Raw genomic sequence first — 1,349 nt, 5'->3', positions numbered from 1 at the left:
CCCCGACGGTCCTTCAAGAACTTCCAGCCGGCTCACAGACCCCGCCGATGAGCCGTCTAAATGGACGTCCTTTTTGCTGTCCAATCCCATCCCAAACCTCCGTCCAAGCCGGAGGCTTCTTCGCATAGCTATCCAGATCCCGAAGCAAGGGTTCCCAGCAGCATCTGATCTTCGGGTAGCGTCTCCGCCCGCCGGCCAAACCGGTGTCGCTGCATTTCCTTGATGATCTGACGCAGCCGTTCGCTCTCGCACCGCTCGGCAAGCAGCATCGCTTTCAGCGTCTCGAGATCGTCAGGCAGGGCGTCGCTCACACCCAAATCAGAGCATATTCGCCGCCATCTTGCGACGCGTTCGGCGCTCCTGATTCACATCGCCGCAGCACTGCCAACAGCTATCCGGGCTGCGATGGCGCCGGCGTCTCCCGTACCTCATGCACAAGCCGCCAGTCGAGTCCTTCCAGCAGAGCCGACAATTGCGCCGCTGACAGGCGCATCACACCGTCCTCGATCTTCGGCCAGCGGAAGATCCCATCCTCAAGCCTCTTGGCGAACAGGCACAGGCCCGCTCCATCCCAGAACACCAGCTTGATCCGGTCCGCCCGCTTGGCCCGGAACACATAGACAGCTCCCGAGAATGGATCTGCACCTATGCTCTCGCGCACCAGGTCGCAAGTCCCGCCATGCTCTTGCGGAAGTCTACCGGTTTGGTTGCCACCATCACCCGGACCGCGCCTGACGGACCGATCACCGGCTCGCCTTCAGCGCCTGGACGATTGACGCAATCATCGCCGTGTCCGCTCCACGACCGGCTCGGATCGTGATGCCGTCGACTTCAATCTCGATGATCCCGCTATCTGGTTTGCGTACTGCTTTGCGCTCCCGGTGAGCAGTCGGCGCCGGCACCACGGCGTCCGTCACTGCCGGCACAAACTGTACTTCGTCCGCCTCGAAATGACCGCTTGCGGCTTCTCGCAACTGACGCCGCCAGCCAAACGGCTGCTGCGGCGACAATCCATGCCGTCGAGCCACGGAACACACGGAGTCGCCACTTGCCACGATCTCCGCGACGATCCGCGCCTTGTCTTCGTCGCTCCACTTCCGTTGACGACCGGCTCCGGTGAAGACCTCAAGCCGCCGCACCGGCTCCGTGATAGCAGTATGCATTGTGTCCATTCTAAACCTAACGGTCGAAACCGAACCGCAGACTCGCAGATCGCCCCGTCATCCGGTAGGAGGCCGCTGAACAGCGCTCTGATGTCCTTTTGCAAGACCCAATCGCGCATCAATTTACCCGCGCCGATTTCTCGGTCGGTTCTCATCACTGAAGTGCCTATCGGAGGAGACGTGGCC

At 61.5% G+C, this 1,349-nt stretch carries 1 protein-coding gene and 2 pseudogenes; all 3 read right to left on the bottom strand.

Going from position 1 to position 1,349, the window contains the following annotated elements; all coding sequences use genetic code 11:
- Nucleotides 1-152: 152 nt before the first annotated feature.
- Nucleotides 153-269 (bottom strand): annotated as a pseudogene (locus JQ586_RS41765) (hypothetical protein); the annotation flags it as partial.
- Between the two features lie 122 nt (nt 270-391).
- A pseudogene (gene tnpB, locus JQ586_RS40265) lies at nt 392-747 on the bottom strand (IS66 family insertion sequence element accessory protein TnpB).
- The gene (tnpA, locus tag JQ586_RS40260) at nt 744-1,163 is read right to left on the bottom strand and encodes an IS66-like element accessory protein TnpA (protein ID WP_249148697.1); all 420 of its coding nucleotides are present in this window, start codon (nt 1,161-1,163) and stop codon (nt 744-746) included. The pseudogene tnpB and the gene tnpA overlap by 4 nt, the downstream one beginning before the upstream one ends.
- Nucleotides 1,164-1,349 lie beyond the last annotated feature (186 nt).

Source organism: Bradyrhizobium jicamae (genome assembly GCF_018130215.1).
GTDB lineage: Bacteria > Pseudomonadota > Alphaproteobacteria > Rhizobiales > Xanthobacteraceae > Bradyrhizobium > Bradyrhizobium jicamae_A.
This window is presented reverse-complemented; position numbering and strand designations above follow the sequence as displayed.

Excerpts from the sequence above, each read along its gene's own strand:
- tnpA (WP_249148697.1), bottom strand. The coding sequence starts at position 1,163 with ATGCATACTGCTATCACGGAGCCGGTGCGGCGGCTTGAGGTCTTCACC.